Origin of the sequence: Citricoccus sp. SGAir0253, assembly GCF_005877055.1 — a bacterium.
In the GTDB taxonomy this organism is placed as follows: domain Bacteria; phylum Actinomycetota; class Actinomycetes; order Actinomycetales; family Micrococcaceae; genus Citricoccus.
The window spans coordinates 2,348,071-2,364,858 of sequence record NZ_CP039424.1 but is presented as its reverse complement, the minus strand read 5'-3'; the positions used below and the strand labels follow the sequence as shown (position 1 = coordinate 2,364,858).

12 protein-coding genes are annotated in these 16,788 nt (G+C 72.5%); all 12 read left to right on the top strand.

The features are described 5' to 3' along the window. Position 1 precedes the first annotated feature (1 nt). The 12 genes from E7744_RS10400 (at position 2) to E7744_RS10345 (ending at position 16,784) form a co-directional block, all read left to right on the top strand. Positions 2–406 carry a hypothetical protein gene (locus E7744_RS10400; protein ID WP_137774990.1) on the top strand — a complete coding sequence of 135 codons (405 nt, stop codon included), beginning with the start codon at positions 2–4 and terminating at the stop codon, positions 404–406. A 58-nt stretch (positions 407–464) separates the two neighbouring features. Next, positions 465–1,439, top strand: a complete 975-nt coding sequence (locus tag E7744_RS10395; RefSeq protein ID WP_137774052.1) for a bifunctional riboflavin kinase/FAD synthetase — start codon at positions 465–467, stop codon at positions 1,437–1,439. Further along, positions 1,436–2,245: a class I SAM-dependent methyltransferase gene (locus tag E7744_RS10390; RefSeq protein WP_137774051.1), complete on the top strand. Its 810-nt coding sequence runs from the start codon at positions 1,436–1,438 to the stop codon at positions 2,243–2,245. The genes E7744_RS10395 and E7744_RS10390 overlap by 4 nt, the downstream gene beginning before the upstream one ends. 141 nt (positions 2,246–2,386) lie before the next feature. Beyond that, complete coding sequence (gene rpsO / locus E7744_RS10385; RefSeq protein ID WP_137774050.1) at positions 2,387–2,656, top strand: 30S ribosomal protein S15; 270 nt, start codon at positions 2,387–2,389, stop codon at positions 2,654–2,656. Between the two features lie 248 nt (positions 2,657–2,904). Beyond that, positions 2,905–5,178 (top strand): polyribonucleotide nucleotidyltransferase, encoded by a 2,274-nt coding sequence (locus E7744_RS10380; RefSeq protein WP_137774049.1) that lies wholly within the window; start codon positions 2,905–2,907, stop codon positions 5,176–5,178. A 203-nt stretch (positions 5,179–5,381) separates the two neighbouring features. After that, positions 5,382–6,713 carry a pitrilysin family protein gene (locus E7744_RS10375; RefSeq protein WP_137774048.1) on the top strand — a complete coding sequence of 444 codons (1,332 nt, stop codon included), beginning with the start codon at positions 5,382–5,384 and terminating at the stop codon, positions 6,711–6,713. Between the two features lie 106 nt (positions 6,714–6,819). Further along, positions 6,820–8,361: a sodium:alanine symporter family protein gene (locus tag E7744_RS10370; RefSeq protein WP_137774047.1), complete on the top strand. Its 1,542-nt coding sequence runs from the start codon at positions 6,820–6,822 to the stop codon at positions 8,359–8,361. Positions 8,362–8,536: 175 nt separating this feature from the next. Beyond that, entirely contained in the window at positions 8,537–12,274 is a 3,738-nt protein-coding gene (locus tag E7744_RS10365) for a nitrate reductase subunit alpha (protein WP_137774046.1), read from the top strand. Continuing rightward, on the top strand, positions 12,274–14,004 hold the full coding sequence (gene narH, locus E7744_RS10360; protein ID WP_137774045.1) for a nitrate reductase subunit beta: 1,731 nt from the start codon (positions 12,274–12,276) through the stop codon (positions 14,002–14,004). Before E7744_RS10365 ends, narH begins: the two co-directional genes overlap by 1 nt. Then, a complete protein-coding gene (narJ, locus tag E7744_RS10355) occupies positions 14,001–14,717 on the top strand; it encodes a nitrate reductase molybdenum cofactor assembly chaperone (protein WP_137774044.1) in 717 nt (238 codons plus the stop codon). The genes narH and narJ overlap by 4 nt, the downstream gene beginning before the upstream one ends. Beyond that, positions 14,704–15,522 (top strand): respiratory nitrate reductase subunit gamma, encoded by an 819-nt coding sequence (gene narI, locus E7744_RS10350; RefSeq protein WP_137774043.1) that lies wholly within the window; start codon positions 14,704–14,706, stop codon positions 15,520–15,522. Before narJ ends, narI begins: the two co-directional genes overlap by 14 nt. Beyond that, positions 15,519–16,784 (top strand): NarK/NasA family nitrate transporter, encoded by a 1,266-nt coding sequence (locus E7744_RS10345; RefSeq protein ID WP_137774042.1) that lies wholly within the window; start codon positions 15,519–15,521, stop codon positions 16,782–16,784. Before narI ends, E7744_RS10345 begins: the two co-directional genes overlap by 4 nt. The last annotated feature ends 4 nt before the right edge of the window (positions 16,785–16,788 follow it).

The following is a 16,788-nucleotide window of genomic DNA, read 5'->3' as shown; positions in this document are numbered from 1 at the left end:
CATGGTCTACGCGGTCTTCGCGCTGTCCTCGTTCGCCCGCTCCGTGTTCCAGCTGGCCACGGAGTTCTCCGCGGCGCCGCTGGCGTACCTGCTCTCGGCGTTCGCCGCCGCCGTGTACATCGTGGCCACGTTCTCGCTGGCCCGCTCGGGGCGGACCGCCTGGTACGTCTCCGTCGTGGCCGTCGGCATCGAGCTCGCGGGCGTGGTCGGCGTGGGGTTGCTGACGGTGCTCGACCCGCAGCTGTTCGCGGACGAGACCGTGTGGAGCCGCTTCGGCGCCGGCTACGGCTACGTCCCCCTCGTGCTGCCGGTCCTCGGCCTGGCGTGGCTACTGGCCCACCGGCCGGCCCGCGCGGACCGGGCGGCCCGCGGCGATGTCGCGGCCCGGAGCCGGGCGGGTGGATAATGGTCACCGTCCCCGGAGCCCGGCGGACGTGAGGGACTCCAGCAGGGAAAGGACTGTCGTGCACTACTGGGACGGACTCGCCGCGGTGCCGTCCGGGCTGGAGCCGTCCGTCGTGACGATCGGGAACTTCGACGGGGTCCACCGCGGCCACCGGCAGGTCCTGGACCAGGTCGTGACGGCCGCGCGGGCCGAGGGCCTGGCCGCCGTCGCCCTGACCTTCGACCCGCACCCCCGCGCCGTCCACCGGCCCAACGAGCCGCAGGAGGCCATCACCGACCTCTCGGAGAAGGTCCGGCTGCTCGCGGAGACCGGCCTGGACGCGCTGCTGGTGGTGCACTACACCCTGGACTTCGCGCAGCTGACCCCCGAGGAGTTCGTGCGGGACGTCATCGTGGAGACGCTCAACGCCCGCTCCGTGGTGGTCGGCCGGGACGTCCGCTTCGGGCTGCGCAACTCCGGCGACTTCGACACGATGGTCGAGCTGGGCCGGAAGTACCACTTCACCGTGATCCCCGTGGCGGACTTCGGCGAGGACCGCCGCTGCTCCTCCACGTGGGTCCGGGACGCCCTGCGCGCCGGGGACGTCGCCGAGGCCGCCGGGGTGCTCGGCCGCCACCACCGCGTCCACGGCGAGGTGGTGCACGGCTTCGCCCGCGGCCGCGAGCTCGGCTTCCCCACGGCGAACCTCTCCGACGAGGTCCAGGGGATGATCCCCGCGGACGGCGTGTACGCCGGCTGGCTCCACGAGGAGTCCGGCCGCCGCTGGCCCGCCGCGATCTCGGTGGGCTCGAACCCGACGTTCGACGGCGTGGCGCGCGTGGTCGAGGCGCACGTCATCGACCGCCCCCGGGAGGCGGTCGAGGACTTCGACCTCTACGGCCAGCAGGTCACGGTCGAGTTCGTCGAGCGGTTGCGCGGCATGGTCGCCTTCGAGGGCATCCCCAAGCTCATCGACCAGATGACCGACGACGTCGAGCGCACCCGCCGCATCCTCACCGCCGCCGCGGAGCGCCCCGGCCCCGGCGCGGCGTGACGGACGTCCCCCAGCGCCCCCGGGCGCACCCCCGCCTCGACGCCGCGGCACGGGCCCACCTCGGGGGCGCCTTCCGCCGGTCCGGGGCGGACTACGACGCGATCCGCCCGTCCTACCCGGCCGGCGTCGTGGACTTCCTGCTGCCCGCGGGCGCCCGCGCCGCCGTCGACCTCGGCGCGGGCACGGGGCTGTTCACCGCCCTGCTGGCCGGCCGCGGCCTGGCGGTGACGGCCGTCGACCCCTCCGGCGCGATGCTCGAGGTGCTGCACGAGGCCCTGCCCGCCGTGCGCACCGTGCGGGCGCCGGGGGAGCGCACCGGCCTGCCCGAGGGCGTGGCCGACCTCGTGACCGCCGCCCAGGCGTGGCACTGGATCGACCCCGTGGCCGGCACGGCCGAGGCGGCGCGCCTGCTCGGCGGGACCCGGGTGGCCGAGCCGGTCCTGGGCATCGTCTCCAACCAGCTGGACACCTCGGTGCCGTGGGTGCACCGGCTCAGCCGGATCATGCACGCCGGGGACGTCCACCCGCCCCGGCGCCCCCCGGCGGTGGGGGAGCCCTTCGCCGCCCCCGAGGGCCGCTGGTGGCACTGGACCCAGCCGATCACCCCGGAGGGGCTGCACGGGCTGATGGCCACGCGCTCCTACCACCTGCGGGCCGGCGAGGCCGTGCGGGAGCGGATGCGCGCCAACCTGGACTGGTACCTGCTCGAGCACCTCGGGCACGCCCCCGGCGAGGTCCTGGCCCTGCCGTACGTGACGAGCGCCTGGCGCTGCGTGCTGCGCGCCCCGGGCGGCGGGGGACGCTGACGGGCCGGACCGGCTCCCGCGCCGGGCCCCGGCCGCTCTGCTAGGATGGAGCGCTGGTGCCCGCTGCAGTCCGCGGTGGCGCGGCGCCCGGCCGGCCCGCCGGCCCGATCCTGATCGCGGCACAACTCTGAAGGAGTTCGCGTGGCACTCGACCCCGCCGTCAAGCAGTCCATCATCCAGGAGTACGCCACCCACGAGGGCGACACCGGTTCCCCGGAAGTGCAGATCGCTGTGCTGTCCCGTCGCATCTCGGACCTGACGGAACACCTGAAGTCCCACAAGCACGACCACCACACCCGCCGCGGCCTGATGGCCCTGGTCGGTCGCCGTCGTCGCATGCTGGGCTACCTCGAGAAGACCGACATCGCGCGCTACCGTTCGCTCATCGAGCGCCTCGGCCTGCGCAAGTGACGTCCTGACGGAGGCGGTGTCCCGCGGGTGGGGTTTCCCCCGAGCGGGGCACCGCCTCTAGTCTTGTCCGGGGGAGCGCGCTCGTCCCCGACCTGCGCACGCCCCCACCATCCCTATCCACGCCCGTCCCCGAGTCACCGTTCGCGGTCCTCGACAGTGGCCTCCGGAAGGCGCCCCGCGCGGCGTCCGGGGGCTTCGATCGAAGACCGGGTGGTGACGGCGGCGGGCCGCAACGAAAGGACACCCCCATGGAGGGTCCCGAGATCAAGTTCGCCGAGGCCGTCATCGACAACGGCGCCTACGGCCAGCGCGTCGTGCGCTTCGAGACGGGCCGCCTGGCCCAGCAGGCCGCCGGCGCGGCCATGGTCTACATCGACGAGGAGACGTCGATGCTGTCCGCCACCACCGTCGGCAAGTCGCCCCGCGAGGGCTTCGACTTCTTCCCGCTGACCGTGGACGTCGAGGAGCGGATGTACGCCGCCGGCCGCATCCCCGGCTCGTTCTTCCGCCGCGAGGGCCGCCCGACCACGGACGCCATCCTCACCTGCCGCCTGATCGACCGCCCGCTGCGCCCGGCCTTCACCAAGGGCATCCGCAACGAGGTCCAGGTCGTCGTGACCGTCACCTCGATCGCCCCGGACGAGATCTACGACACCGTGGCCATCAACGCCGCGTCCATGTCCACCCAGCTCTCCGGCCTGCCGTTCTCCGGCCCGATCGGCGGCGTGCGCGTCGCCCTCGTGGACGACGGCGCCGGCAACCGCCAGTGGGTGGCGTTCCCCAAGCACTCGCAGCTGGAGAACGCCGTGTTCAACATGGCCGTGGCCGGCCGCGTGGCCGGTGACGACATCGCCGTCATGATGGTCGAGGCCGAGGCCACCCCGGGTGCCTGGGGCCTGATCAAGGACCAGGGCGCCACCGCCCCGACCGAGCAGGTCGTGGCCGAGGGCCTCGAGGCCGCCAAGCCGTTCATCAAGGCCCTGTGCGAGGCCCAGGCCGACCTGGCCGCCCGCGCCGCCAAGGCCCCCGTGGACGTCCCGGTCTTCAAGGACTACGAGGACGACGCCTACGCCGCCGTCGAGCAGTTCGCCTCCGCCCGGCTGGCCGAGATCTACTCGATCGCGGACAAGCAGGAGCGCCAGGCCGCCTCGGACGCGTACCACGCCGAGGTCCTCGAGGCCCTGGCCGGCGAGGGCACCGAGTTCGAGGCCCGCCGCGGCGAGATCGCCAAGGCCTTCGGCTCCGTCACCAAGCAGGTCGTGCGCCAGCGCATCCTCACGGAGCAGGTCCGCATCGACGGCCGCGGCCTGACGGACATCCGCAAGCTGACCGCCGAGGTCGAGGTCCTGCCGCGCGTGCACGGCTCCGCCATCTTCGAGCGCGGCGAGACCCAGATCATGGGCGTCACCACGCTGAACATGCTCAAGATGGAGCAGCAGATCGACTCGCTGGCCCCGGAGACGTCGAAGCGGTACATCCACCACTACAACTTCCCGCCGTACTCCACCGGCGAGACCGGCCGTGTCGGCTCGCCCAAGCGCCGCGAGATCGGCCACGGCGCCCTGGCCGAGCGCGCGATGGTGCCCGTGCTGCCCTCGCGCGAGGAGTTCCCCTACGCGATCCGCCAGGTCTCCGAGGCCCTCGGCTCCAACGGCTCCACCTCGATGGGCTCGGTCTGCGCCTCGACGCTGTCCCTGCTCAACGCCGGCGTGCCGCTCAAGGCCCCCGTGGCCGGCATCGCCATGGGCCTGGTGTCCGACACCGTGGACGGCCAGACCCGCTACGCGGCGCTGACCGACATCCTCGGGGCCGAGGACGCGTTCGGCGACATGGACTTCAAGGTGGCCGGCACCGCCGAGTTCGTCACCGCGATCCAGCTGGACACCAAGCTGGACGGCATCCCGGCCTCCGTGCTGGCCGCCGCCCTGACGCAGGCCCGCGAGGCGCGCCTGCACATCCTGGGCGTCCTGAACGCCGCGATCGACGCCCCGGACGAGATGAGCCAGTACGCCCCGCGCATCATCGCCATCAAGATCCCGGTGGACAAGATCGGCGCGGTCATCGGCCCCAAGGGCGCCATGATCAACCAGATCCAGGACGACACCGGCGCGGACATCTCCATCGAGGACGACGGCACCGTGCTGATCGGCGCCACCGAGGGCTCCCAGGCCGAGGCCGCGCGCTCGGCGATCAACGCGATCGCCAACCCGCAGGTCCCCGAGGTCGGCGAGCGCTACCTCGGCACCGTGGTGAAGCTGACCACGTTCGGCGCCTTCGTGTCCCTGACCCCGGGCAAGGACGGCCTGCTGCACATCTCCGAGCTGCGCAAGATCAACGAGGGCAAGCGCGTCGAGGACGTCGAGGACGTCGTCGAGGTCGGCCAGAAGATCCAGGTCGAGATCACCAAGATCGACGACCGCGGCAAGCTGTCCCTGGCCCCCGTGGTCGCGGAGGGCGAGGGCGCCGCCGAGGACGGGGCCGCGTCCGAGGACGCCGCCGAGGAGTCCGCCCAGCAGGGCTGATCCACCCCGTCCGGGGCCGTCCGGCCCCGGGTGCCCGCCCGACGGCGGCGCGGTCCGGTCCCGGACCGCGCCGCCGCGGTGCCGGGAGGCACCGACGACAGGCCGGTGGGCCGCACGAGCTGCGGCCCACCGGCCTGTCGTCGTCCCCGGGGGCGACCGCACCGGTGGCCGGGACGGGGCCGTGCGCTGGTAGTTTCACCTCCATGAGTCCCACCATCCCGATCCCCGCCGACCTCACCGGAACGATCCAGGACGCCGGGCACGGCTCGGTCGTGCGCCGGTCCGTGCTGCCCGGCGGCGTCCGCGTGCTCACCGAGTCGATGCCGGAGCAGCGCTCGGTGACCATCGGCTTCTGGATCGCGGTGGGCTCCCGGGACGAGGCGGAGGGCGGCTTCGGCTCCACCCACTTCCTCGAGCACCTGCTCTTCAAGGGCACCCCGAGCCGGTCGGCGATGGACATCGCCACGGCGTTCGACCGCGTCGGCGGCGAGTCCAACGCCGCCACCGCCAAGGAGTCGACGTGCTACCACGCCCGCGTGCTGGACACCGACCTGCCGATGGCCATCGAGGTCATCACGGACATGGTGACCTCCGCCCTGATCGACCCCGGGGAGCTGGAGACCGAGCGCGGGGTGATCCTCGAGGAACTGGCCATGGACGCCGACGACCCCGTGGACACCGCCCACGAGGCCCTGGCCGCCCGGCTGCTGGACGGCCACCCCCTCGGACGCCCCATCGGCGGCACGCCGGAGGCGATCCGGGCGGTCACCCGCGAGCGCGTCGTCGATCACTACCGCCGCTGGTACCGGCCGGACGAGCTCGTCGTGACGGCGGCCGGCGGACTGGACCACGACGAGGTCTGCCGGCTCGTCCTGGAGTCCCTCGAGCGCTCCGGCTGGGACCTGCCCGAGGGGGCCTCACCGGCGCCGCGGCGCAGCCACGTCTACACGGGGGCGGGCCTCGCGGACGGCGTCCACCGGCTGGCCCGGCCGGTGGAGCAGGCCTCCGTGCTCGTCGGCGGCCGCTCCGTCCACACGCTGGACCCGGACCGCTTCGCCCTGGCGATCATGAACTCCGCCCTCGGCGGCGGCATGAGCTCGCGGCTGTTCCAGGAGGTGCGCGAGAAGCGCGGCCTGGCCTACAACACCTACTCGTTCTCGGCGGCCTACTCGGACGTGGGCTACTACGGCCTGTACGCGGGCTGCTCCCCGTCGAGGGCGGGCACCGTGGCGGACCTGATGACGGCCGAGCTGGAGCGGCTGGCCGAGCACGGCATCACGGACGAGGAACTGGACCGCGCCCGCGGCCAGCTCTCCGGGGGCACCGTGCTGGGGCTCGAGGACACCGGCTCGCGGATGTCCCGGCTCGGCCGGGCCGAGCTCGTGACGGGGGAGTTCGTGGACCTCGACGGGGCCCTGGAGAGGCTGCGCGGGGTGACGGGGCAGCAGGTGCGCGCGGTCGCCCGGCGGCTGGCCGCCTCCCCGCGCGCCACCGTCGTCGTCGGACCGGACGGCGGCGACCGGCACGTCGCTTGACTCGGTGTGGCGCGTGCAACATTGTGGACCTCACTGGCCACCCTCCGGCCAGGCGGGGCCCGAGGGGCGGGCTCGCACCACGTGAGAGAAGGATCGGTTCACCGTCATGGAACAACTGGAAACAACACTGGGGGACATCGGCTCCTTCGTCTGGGGGCCGTTCTTCCTCATCCCCCTGCTGCTCGGCACGGGCCTCTACCTCTCGATCCGGCTGGGGTTCCTCCAGTTCCACAAGCTCTTCCCCGCGATCAACCTCGGGATCATCCGCCGGCGCGATGACTCGGAGGAGGGGGACATCTCCCAGTTCCAGGCCCTGACCACGGCCCTGGCCGCCACGGTCGGCACCGGCAACATCGTCGGCGTGGCCACCGCGATCGGCATCGGCGGACCGGGCGCCCTGTTCTGGATGTGGGTCACCGGCCTGCTGGGCATGGCCTCGAAGTACTCCGAGGCCTACCTCGCCGTGCGGTTCCGCACCACGGACGAGGCCGGGGACAAGTCCGGCGGCCCGCAGTACTACCTGCAGAAGGCCATCCGCGGGCCGCTCGGGAAGGTCCTGGCGCTGTCCTTCGCCGTCTTCGCCTTCCTCGCCTCGTTCGGCATCGGCAACATGACCCAGGCCAACTCGATCGCCGCCAACGTCGAGGAGTCCTTCGGCCTGCTGCCGTGGATCACCGGCATCATCCTGACCGTGCTGACCCTGCTCGTGCTCGTGGGCGGCATCAAGTCCATCGGCCGCGTCACCTCCACGTTCGTGCCGATCATGATCGTCTTCTACGTCGCCGCGGCCCTCTACATCCTCATCGCCAACATCGGCGGCATCCCGCAGGCCTTCGCCCTGATCTTCACGGACGCCTTCACCGGCACCGCGGCCACCGGCGGCTTCGTCGGCTCGGCCCTGATCATCGCCATCCAGTACGGCGTGGCCCGCGGCGTGTTCTCCAACGAGTCCGGCATGGGCTCGGCGGCCATCGCCGCGGCCGCCGCCCAGACCACCCACCCGGTCCGCCAGGGCCTGGTGTCCATGACCCAGACCTTCATCGACACCATCATCGTGGTGACCTGCACCGGCCTGGTCATCATCACCACGGGCACCTGGAGCCAGGTCGACGAGACGGGGCAGCAGGTCTCGGCCGCGCTGATGACCGGTGAGGCGTTCTCCACCGGCCTGCCCGGCCAGTGGGGCCACTGGATCGTCACCATCGGCCTGGTGATGTTCGCCTTCTCCACCATCCTCGGCTGGTCCTACTACGGCGAGCGCAACGTCGAGCGGCTGTTCGGCCAGCGGCTCGTGATGCCCTACCGCGTGGTGTTCTCGCTCGTGGTCTTCATCGGCAGCACCATCCCGCTGGCCGTGGTGTGGAACTTCTCGGACATCATGAACGGCCTGATGGCCCTGCCGAACCTCATCGGCCTGCTCATCCTCTCCGGGCTGATCGCCCGGGAGACCAAGCACTACCTGAGGCACGACCCGAAGCTCGTGGCCACCGCGGCCGAGATCGAGGCGTTCATGGTGGACCGCCCGGGCTGGGCGGACTGGAAGTCGGGCAACGTGGTGGGCTCCTCGCGCACGCACACCGGCCGGTCGCTGGACCCCAGGCGCGTCCATGACAAGGACCTGAGCGACCGCAGCACCGACGCGGTCTGACGGGCCCGGGTCCGTCCCGCCCGCCCCGGACCGGCCACGGCCCCGGGGCGGGCGGGGCGTGTCCTGCCCGGCACCGCGGCCGGCGGGAGTTCCCCCGCCCACCACTCGGCCCCCAGGGGCGGACCCCGGACACGGGGCCTGCCGCTGGGGGCCCCTCCGTGCCTAGGGTGGCCCCATGACGACCCCGGTCAGGCCCGGACTCGACGGTCCGGCATCCCAGGCACTGCTGAACATCGGCCGTTTCTTCACCCGGTGGGACGAGACGGAGGACGGGCGGGCCGTCTTCCGGGAGGGCGGCCGGGACGGCGACGCCTTCTACCGCAACCGCTGGAGCCATGACAAGGTGGTCCGCTCCACCCACGGCGTGAACTGCACCGGCTCCTGCTCGTGGAAGGTGTACGTCAAGGACGGCATCATCACGTGGGAGGCCCAGGAGACGGACTACCCCTCGGTCGGGCCGGACCGGCCGGAGTACGAACCGCGCGGCTGTCCGCGCGGGGCCGCCTTCTCCTGGTACACCTACTCGCCCACGCGGGTCCGGTACCCCTACGTCCGCGGCACCCTGCTGCAGATGTACCGCGAGGCCAAGCAGGCCGCCGGAGGGGACCCGGTCACCGCCTGGCGGTCCATCGTCGAGGACCCGGCCAGGCGCCGCGCCTACCAGCAGGCCCGCGGCAAGGGCGGGCTCGTCCGGGCGAGCTGGCAGGAGGCCGTCGAGCTGACGGCGGCGGCGCACGTGCACACCATCAAGGCCCACGGCCCGGACCGCTGCACCGGCTTCTCGCCCATCCCGGCCATGTCCATGGTCTCCCACGCCGCCGGCGCCCGGTTCATCAACCTCATCGGCGGGGTGATGAACAGCTTCTACGACTGGTACGCGGACCTTCCCGTGGCCAGCCCCCAGGTGTTCGGCGACCAGACCGACGTGCCCGAGTCCGGCGACTGGTGGGACGCCACCTACCTCATGATGTGGGGGTCCAACGTCCCGGTCACCCGTACCCCGGACGCCCACTGGATGGCGGAGGTCCGCTACCGCGGCACCAAGGTCGTCTCGGTCAGCCCGGACTACGCGGACAACACCAAGTTCGCGGACGAGTGGCTGCCCGCCCAGGCCGGCACGGACGCCGCGCTGGCGATGTCGATGGGCCACGTGGTGCTCCAGGAGAACTTCGTGGACCGCCGCGTGCCGTTCTTCGAGGACTACGTGGTGCAGTACACCGACCTGCCCTTCCTCGTCACCCTCGACGAGCGCCCGGACGGCACCGTGGTGCCCGGCAAGTTCCTCACCGCCGCGGACCTGGCCGCCGCCGACCCCACCGGCCCCGAGGCCTCGGCCGCGGACCCGCGGTTCAAGACCGTGCTGCTGGACCGCGACGCCGGCACGCCCGTGGTGCCGCAGGGCTCCGTCGGCTTCCGGTACAACGACCGGGACGAGGGCCGCTGGAACCTGGACCTGCAGGGCGTGCGGCCCTCGCTGTCCGTGGCGGACACGGCCGGGTACGACGGCGGCACCTCCCGGGTGGACCTGCCCGCCTTCACCGCGGCGGACGGCTCCGGCTCGGTGGTCCACCGCGGGGTGCCGGTCACCGAGGTCGCCGGGCGGCGCGTCACCACGGTCTTCGACCTCATGCTCGCCCAGTACGGCGTCGGCCGGCCGGGCCTGCCGGGGCAGTGGGCCGCCGGCTACGAGGACGCGCAGACGCCCTACACCCCGGCCTGGCAGGAGGACATCACCTCCGCCCCGGCCCAGGCCGCGATCCGCACCGCCCGGGAGTTCGCGCGCAACGCCGAGGACTCCGGCGGCCGGTCCATGATCATCCTGGGCGCCGGGATCTGCCAGTGGTACCACGGGGACGCCACCTACCGGGCCATCCTGGCCCTGTTGATGCTGTGCGGCTGCCAGGGCCGCAACGGCGGCGGCTGGGCCCACTACGTCGGCCAGGAGAAGGCGCGGCCCATCACGGGCTGGGCCACCATGGCCGCGGCCTCGGACTGGACCCGCCCGCCGCGGTTCATGATCGGCACCGCCTACTGGTACATGCACACGGACCAGTTCCGCTCGGACGGCTACTCCTCGGACTCCCTGCAGTCCCCGCTCGCCGAGGGACACCTGGCCGGCAGGCACACCGCGGACGTCATCGCGCAGTCCACCCGGCTGGGCTGGATGCCGTTCTACCCCCAGTTCACCCAGAACCCGCTGGACGTCGCGGACCGGGCGGCCGCCGCCGTCGGGAACGGGGAGGCCGCCAGCGAGGCCGAGTGGATCGCCGCCCGGCTCAAGGACGGGTCGCTGGAACTGGCCGTGGAGGACCCGGACGCCGAGGCCAACTGGCCGCGCACCCTGGTCCTGTGGCGCTCCAACCTGCTGGGGTCCTCCGCCAAGGGCGAGGAGTACTTCCTCAAGCACCTGCTGGGCACCCACCACAACGTCCTGGGCCGGGACCACGCCGAGTCCCGGCCGCGGGACGTGCGCTGGCACGAGGAGGCACCCGAGGGCAAGCTGGACCTGCTCGTCTCCGCGGACTTCCGGATGACCAGCTCCACCCTCCTCTCGGACGTCGTCTTCCCGGCCGCCACGTGGTACGAGAAGCACGACCTGTCCTCCACGGACATGCACCCCTACGTGCACGCCTTCACCCCGGCGATCACCCCGCCCTGGGAGGCCAAGACCGACCACGAGCTGTTCCGGCTGCTCGCCGAGGAGGTCTCCCGGCTCTCCCGGGACCACCTCGGGGCGCGCCGGGACGTCGTCGCCACGGCCCTGCAGCACGACACCCCCGGGGAGATCGCCCAGCCCGGGGGCGTGGTCCCGGAGTGGAAGGGCACCGACCTGCCGGCGGTGCCCGGGCGGAACCTGCCGAACCTGACCGTGGTGGAGCGGGACTACACGGCGATCGGCGAGAAGTTCGCGGCCGTCGGGCCCCTGGCGGAGACGCTGGGGCTCACGACCAAGAACATCACCTTCGACGTCTCCGAGGAGGTGGACCGGCTCGGCCGGCTGCACGGGGTCTTCGACTCCGGCGCGGCCGCCGGACGACCGGCCGTGGACACGGACGCGCGGATGGCCGAGGCGATTCTGATGTTCTCCGGCACCACGAACGGCGAGCTGGCCGTCCAGGGCTTCGAGACCCTCGAGAGGCGCACGGGGGTCCGGCTCGCGGACCTGGCGGCGGGATCCCAGGAGAAGCGGATCAGCTTCGCCGACACGCAGGCCGCTCCCGTGCCGGTCATCACCTCGCCCGAGTGGTCCGGCTCGGAGAGCGGGGGCCGGCGGTACGCCCCGTTCACCGTGAACATCGAGCGGCTCAAGCCCTTCCACACCCTGACCGGGCGCATGCACTTCTTCCAGGACCACGACTGGATGAAGGACATGGGGGAGATGCTGCCGATCTACCGCCCGCCCCTGGACATGCACCGGCTGTTCGGCGAGCCCCGCCTCGGCGAGCGCGGCGAGCTGTCGATCGCCCTGCGCTACCTCACCCCGCACAACAAGTGGTCCATCCACTCGGAGTACCAGGACAACCTGTTCATGCTCTCGCTCTCGCGCGGCGGCACCACGGTCTGGATGAGCCCGCAGGACGCGGCGCTGATCGAGGTGGCGGACAACGAGTGGGTCGAGTGCGTGAACAACAACGGCGTGTTCGTGGGCCGGGCGATCGTCTCCCACCGCATGCCGGAGGGCGTGGTCTACGTCCACCACGCCCAGGAGCGCACGATCGACGTCCCGAAGTCCGAGGCCACCGGGCGCCGCGGCGGCATCCACAACTCGGTGACCCGGATCCTGGTCAAGCCCACGCACATGATCGGCGGCTACGCCCAGCTGTCCTGGGCGTTCAACTACCTCGGTCCCACCGGCAACCAGCGGGACATCGTCTCGGTGGTCCGCAAGCGCTCCCAGGAGGTGCAGTACTGATGAGGATCATGGCCCAGACCGCCATGGTGATGGCGCTGGACAAGTGCATCGGCTGCCACACGTGCTCGGTCACGTGCAAGCAGGCGTGGACCAACCGGGCCGGCACCGAGTACGTGTGGTTCAACAACGTGGAGACCCGGCCCGGCCAGGGCTACCCGCGCCGCTACGAGGACCAGGAGCGGTGGCGCGGCGGCTGGGAGCTCAACCGGCGCGGCAACCTCAGGCTGAGGTCCGGGGGCCGGCTGGCCAAGATGTTCGGCATCTTCGCCTCCCCGGTCCAACCCGAGCTCAAGGACTACTACGAGCCCTGGACCTACGACTACCAGAACCTCATCAACGCCCCCGCCGGCGACGACTTCCCGGTGGCCCGGCCCAAGTCGCTCATCACGGGCGGGGACACGAGGATCTCCTGGTCGGCGAACTGGGACGACAACCTCGGCGGCACCACGGAGGCCGGGCACCTGGACCCGGTGGTGGAGAAGGTGCGCCGGGCGTCCGAGGACAGGGTCCGGTTCGAGCTGGAGCAGACCTTCATGTTCTACCTGCCGCGGATCTGCGAGCACTGCCTGAACCCCTCGTGCATGGCCTCGTGCCCCTCCGGTGCCATCTACAAGCGGGCCGAGGACGGGATCGTGCTCGTGGACCAGGACCGCTGCCGCGGCTGGCGCCAGTGCGTGACCGGCTGCCCCTACAAGAAGGTCTACTACAACCACAAGTCCGGCAAGGCCGAGAAGTGCACGTTCTGCTATCCCCGGATCGAGGTGGGGATCCCCACGGTGTGCGCGGAGACCTGCGTGGGCCGGCTGCGGTACATCGGCATCTTCCTGTACGACGCCGACCGGGTCACCGCCGCGGCCGCGGTCCCGGACGAGCGCGACCTCTACGAGGCCCAGCTCGACCTCATGATGGACCCGCACGACCCGGAGGTGATCGCCGCCGCCCGCGCCGAGGGCATCCCAGAGGACTGGCTGGAGGCGGCCCGGCGCTCGCCGGTGTACCGGCTCGCCAAGGAGCTGCGGGTCGCCCTGCCGCTGCACCCCGAGTACCGGACCATGCCGATGGTCTGGTACGTCCCGCCGCTGTCCCCGGTCGTGGACCTGCTCAAGGACCAGGGCCACGACGGCGAGGACGCGGGCACCCTGTTCGGGGCCATCGAGGCCCTGCGCATCCCCGTGGAGTACCTCGCCGAGCTGTTCACCGCCGGGGACACCGGCCTGGTGACGGACGTGCTGCGCCGGCTCGCGGCCATGCGCTCGTACATGCGGGACATCACCCTGGGCCGGGAGGCGGACGAGTCGATCGCCACGGCGGTGGGGATGACCGGCGCCCAGGTGCAGGAGATGTACCGGCTGATGGCGATCGCCAAGTACGACGAGCGCTACGTCATCCCCTCGGCCCACGTGGAGGACGCCCACAACCTCGAGGAGCTGGGCTGCTCGCTCGACGTGGACGGCGGCCCGGGGATGGGGCAGATGGGCGGCCTCGGCGAGGCCTCCGGCCGACCCGTCCCCGTGGCCCGGGAGACCTTCCTGGCGCTGCGGGAGCGGCAGACCGCGGACGACCCCACGGGCAACGCCCAGCTGGCCGGCCGGGTCAACCTGCTCAACTGGGACGGCAACGGCAGCCCGGAGGGGCTGTTCCCCTCCCGGACCGCGGACGACGTCGGCCAGGCCGCGGAGCCGCCGGGCCCGGCGGACGGCACGCGGACCCGGAGCGGGGAGACGGCATGAGACTGCTCGATCGGCTGCTGGGCGCCCCCGGCCGCGGGAGCGTGGACCCCGGCGAGTACACGGACCCGGACCCCGCCCGCAGCGCGGTGGTGCGCCAGTCCGCCGCCCTGCTGCTGTCCTACCCGGACGAGGAGCTGCTGGCGCGGCTGGACGCGTTGCGCGCGGCCCTCGCCGAGGTCGGGGCGGACCCCGCGCCCGTCCGTCCAGTGTTCGACTGGCTCACGGCCCGGCCACTGCAGCAGGTCCAGGCGGACTACGTCCAGGAGTACGACCTCTCGCGCCGGCACAGCCTGCACCTGACCTACTGGACGGACGGAGACACCCGCCGCCGGGGAGAGGCGCTCGCCGCCTTCAAGGAGGTCTACCGCGCGCACGGCTGCGCCCCGGACGAGGCCGAGCTCCCGGACTACCTGCCGCTCGTGCTCGAGTTCGCCGCGCGCGTCAGTCCGGAGGCCGGCTACGAGCTGCTCCAGCGCCACCGCCCCTCGCTCGAGCTGCTGCGACTGGCCCTGCGGGACGACGCGCTGCCCCACGAGGGCGTGCTCACGCTGGTCTGCTCCACCCTGCCCGGCCCGTCCCCGCAGGACCGGGCCGCGGTGCAGGCCATGGCCGGCTACGGACCGCCCACCGAGACCGTGGGACTGGACCCCTCCGATCCGCGGCTGCTGCCCTTCGCCCCCACCACGGAAGGACCAGGACATGGACGGCGCTGAGACCGTGCGGACCACGGTCGGCATCTGGGACGTCCTGCTGTGGGGCGTGCTGCCCTACCTCACCCTCGCCGTGGTCATCGGCGGGACCGTCTGGCGCTACCGCTACGACCAGTTCGGCTGGACCACGCGGTCCTCCCAGCTGTACGAGTCCCGGCTGCTGCGGATCGCCTCCCCCCTGTTCCACTTCGGCATCCTCGCGGTGCTCGTGGGGCACGTCGTGGGCCTGGTCATCCCGAAGTCCTGGACGGAGGCCGTGGGGATCACGGAGGGCATGTACCACGCGATGGCGCTGGGCATCGGCGCCGTGGCGGGCATCGGCACGCTCGTGGGCATCGTGCTGCTGATCTACCGCCGGCGCACCACGGGACCGGTGTTCATGGCCACCACGGCCAACGACAAGGTGATGTACGTGGTCCTCGTGGGCGCCCTGCTCGCCGGCCTGGCCACCACCGTCATCTCCGTGTTCGACCACTCCGTGACCGACTACCGCGAGACGGTCTCGCCCTGGTTCCGCTCGATCTGGGTGCTGCAGCCGGAGGTGGCCGCGATGGCCGCCGCGGGACTCTCGTTCAAGGTGCACGTGCTGTGGGCGCTGGCGCTGTTCATGCTCTGGCCCTTCACCCGGCTCGTGCACGCCTTCACGGCCCCGGTGCACTACCTGTTCCGCCCGTACATCGTCTACCGGTCCCGGGACGCGCGCCGCCCGGGCCGCGGCGCCGTCCCGGTCCGCCGCGGCTGGGACCCGGTCGGCACCCCGGACCGCGAGCGCAGCCGGACCCGCCGCCAGGAAGGACCCGCAGCATGAGCACCCCCGCCGTCACCGACGCCGAACTGGCCCGGGGCCAGTCCCGCAACCTCGCCCTGGCGACCGTGGCCTCGACCGTCGGGTTCTGGGCCTGGACCATGATCGGGCCCCTGTCCGGCCTGTACACCCGGCAGATGCAGCTGGCCCCCACCGAGACGGCCGTGCTGGTGGCCATGCCCATCCTCGTCGGGGCGGTCGCCCGCATCCCGGTGGGGGCCCTGACCGACCGGTACGGCGGGCGGGTCATGTTCACCGTGCTGCTGGGCGCCACGGCGCCGCTCGTCCTGCTGACGGGGCTGGTCGGCCAGCTGGGCCAGTACGTGCCACTGCTCGTGGTGGCGTTCTTCCTGGGCATCGCCGGGGCGGTGTTCGCCATCGGCATCCCGTTCTGCTCCTCCTGGTACCCGCCCAGCCGCAAGGGCTTCGCCACCGGCGTCTTCGGAGCGGGCATGGTCGGCACCGCGGTCTCGGCCTTCGGCACCCCGCTCCTCGTGCAGGCCATCGGCTACCTGCCCACGCACGTGCTGGTGGCGGTCCTCGTGGCGGCCACCGCCGCGGCGTGCTGGCTCGTGCTGCGCGAGTCCCCGGCCCGCCGCGGCCACCGGCCCCAGCCGGCCCTGCCCAAGATCCTCCACGCCCTCTCGCTGCGGGTCACGTGGCAGCTGTGCTTCCTCTACGGCGTGGTGTTCGGCGCCTTCGTGGCGTTCTCGAACTACCTGCCGACCTTCCTGGGCAACGTCTACGACTACAGCGCCACCGAGGCCGGGCTGCGCACCGCCGGCTTCGCCGTGGCCGCGGTGGTCGCCCGCCCCGTCGGCGGCACCCTCGCCGACCGGCTCGGCCCCCGGACGGTGACGCTCGCCTCCTTCGCCGGCGCCGCGGTGCTGGCCGTCGTCGTGGCGTTCCAGCCCACCGCCGAACAGGTCTACGGCCCGGTGTTCCTGCTCATGGCGCTGTTCCTCGGCCTGGGCACCGGCGGGGTGTTCGGCTGGGTCGGCCGGACGGCGGAGCCGCGCGACGTCGGCACGGTCGGCGGCATCATCGCCGCCGCCGGCGGCCTCGGCGGTTACTTCCCGCCGCTCGTCATGGGGGCGACCTACAACGAGGAGCACAACAGCTACTTCGTGGGGCTGATGCTGCTGGCGGCCTTCGCCGTGGTGGCGCTGCTGCTGACGTTCACGGTGCGCAACGGCGGGCGCGTGGACGAGCGGCACGCCGCCGCCCCGGTCACCGGCGCGGCCGTGCCCCGGGCCTCGGAATAGACTG